The organism is Thermovenabulum sp., assembly GCF_049701175.1.
In the GTDB taxonomy this organism is placed as follows: domain Bacteria; phylum Bacillota; class Thermosediminibacteria; order Thermosediminibacterales; family Thermosediminibacteraceae; genus Thermovenabulum.
The window spans coordinates 1-2,371 of the sequence record NZ_JBNATW010000059.1; the positions used below are offsets into that span (position 1 = coordinate 1).

Annotated in this window: 2 protein-coding genes; both read left to right on the forward strand. The window is 35.0% G+C overall.

The window, feature by feature from the left end:
* Nucleotides 1–222: 222 nt before the first annotated feature.
* A complete protein-coding gene (gene greA, locus ACPLVF_RS11980) occupies nucleotides 223–702 on the forward strand; it encodes a transcription elongation factor GreA (protein ID WP_424908054.1) in 480 nt (159 codons plus the stop codon).
* A 19-nt stretch (nucleotides 703–721) separates the two neighbouring features.
* Nucleotides 722–2,197, forward strand: coding sequence for a lysine--tRNA ligase (lysS, locus tag ACPLVF_RS11985; RefSeq protein ID WP_424908055.1), 1,476 nt, complete (start codon nucleotides 722–724; stop codon nucleotides 2,195–2,197).
* Nucleotides 2,198–2,371: the final 174 nt, after the last annotated feature.

Here is a 2,371-nt window from a genome sequence, read left to right on the forward strand (position 1 = left end):
ATCTTGTGGTGAGATGGTGAGTTTTAAAAAAACCTAAAAATACTTGACGCGATCTTAAATAATGAAAATTCTTGACATCAATTTTACACTGAATTATAATAACAAAAGTATAATTTCAAGAGAAAATTGTGCTTAAAATTATAGGAATAATGATAATACTACATGAATAATTTATTCATAATAAAAAGATAAATTTTATTTATGTAAGAGGGGAGAAAGGATATGGCGAATAAAAAGGAAGTAGTTCTAACCCAAGAAGGTTTAAAAAAATTGGAAGAAGAACTCGAGTACTTGAAATCTGTTAGGAGAAAAGAGGTTGCTGATAGGATTAAACAGGCTATTGCCTTTGGGGATATTAGCGAAAATTCTGAATATGATGAAGCGAAGAATGAACAGGCTTTTGTAGAAGGCAAAATAGCAATGTTGGAAGAAAAATTGAGAAACGCAAAGGTTATCGATGATGCAGATATTTCGACTGAAGTTGTTACATTAGGGTCAAAGGTGCTTATAAGGGACCTTGAAACCGATGAAGCTATTGAGTATACCTTGGTGAGTTCAGCGGAAGCTAACCCTATAGAATACAAAATATCAAATGAATCACCAGTTGGAAAAGCATTGATTGGAGCAAAAAAAGGAGATGTGGTTGAAGTTCAGGTTCCAATAGGTAAAATTAAATATAGGATCGAGGAAATTAAAAAATAAAAGTAAATATGGAGGGTAGATGATGGAACATTTTGATAATGAGATAAATGAATTGATGAAAGCAAGGATACAAAAATTAGAAGAATTAAAATCTATGGGGATTAATCCCTATGGACAAAAGTATGAAAGGACCCATGACTGTCTGCAGATTAAAGAAGAATTTGAAAAATTGGATGGTCAAAAGACAAAATTAGCCGGCAGAATAATGGCGATAAGGGAACACGGCAAAGCGGCCTTTTTTGATATTCAGGATGAAAAAGGCCGTTTGCAGATTTATATTAAAAAGGACAAGGTCGGGGATTTTATTTTTAATTTGTTTAAGAAATTAGATATAGGGGATATAGTGGGCGTAGAAGGAACGGTATTTAAAACCCATAAGGGAGAGATTTCTGTAAATGCTGAAAACATTGTCCTCCTTTCAAAATCATTGCGTCCGCTTCCTGAAAAGTGGCATGGCTTGAAAGACGTAGATCTTCGTTATAGGCAAAGGTATTTAGACCTGATTGTTAATCCTGAGGTCAGGAAGACTTTTATTATACGAAGCAAGGTAATAAAGGCTATAAGGGATTATTTAGATGATTTAGGGTTCATGGAAGTAGAAACCCCTATACTGACTCCAATTGCGGGGGGAGCGGCTGCCCGGCCTTTTATAACTCATCACAATGCTCTTGATATAGACTTATATTTAAGGATTGCCACAGAGTTATATCTAAAAAGGTTAATTGTAGGTGGATTTGAAAAGGTCTACGAAATCGGCAAGGATTTTAGGAATGAGGGGATTTCGATAAAGCACAATCCAGAATTTACGATGATAGAACTTTATCAAGCTTATGCTGATTACACGGACATGATGGAGCTTACGGAAAACCTTATATCCCATGTTGCGAAAAAGGTACTTGGGACCACAAAAATAGTTTATCAGGGTGAAGAAATTGACCTCACTCCTCCGTGGACTAAAATGACCATGGTTGAGGCGGTAAAAAAATTCACAGGTATTGATTTTAATGAAATCAAAAGTGATGAAGAAGCCAAAAGAGTAGCTGAGGAATTGAATTTAGAAGTAGGAGAGAAGGATACAAAAGGTAAGATATTAAATCTAATTTTTGAGGAAAAGGTGGAAGGCCATTTAGTTCAGCCGACTTTCATTTTGGATTATCCTATAGAAATTTCGCCACTTGCTAAGAGAAAAGAGGACAACCCTGATTTTACATACAGGTTTGAGCTTTTTATTACGCGTAGAGAGATGGCAAATGCTTTTTCAGAATTAAATGATCCTATAGATCAGAGGGAAAGATTCTTGCAGCAGTTGAAGGAAAGAGAAGCAGGTGATGAAGAAGCTCATATGTTTGATGAAGATTTTGTAAATGCCTTAGAATACGGGATGCCTCCTACAGGCGGTCTTGGAATAGGAATAGACAGACTGGTTATGCTCTTGACCGATTCCTATTCCATAAGGGATGTAATTTTATTCCCAACAATGAGACCTAAAGTTTAAAATTTTAAGCAAAAAACCCACCTGGAATACTACTAACAAGGTGGGTTTTTTAGAATTATATAAAACTTTAATAAAAGAACTCAATTATCGAGAAAATAAGAGTAAAAAATAATATACTTTAGCAACACATAAAAAAAGCGACAATAGGGCAAAATAATTGTCGAAAATGGGGGG

Bases quoted from the DNA above. Each gene is read 5' to 3' on its own strand.
- greA (WP_424908054.1), top strand. From the start codon at position 223: ATGGCGAATAAAAAGGAAGTAGTTCTAACCCAAGAAGGTTTAAAAAAA.
- lysS (WP_424908055.1), top strand. From the start codon at position 722: ATGATGGAACATTTTGATAATGAGATAAATGAATTGATGAAAGCAAGG.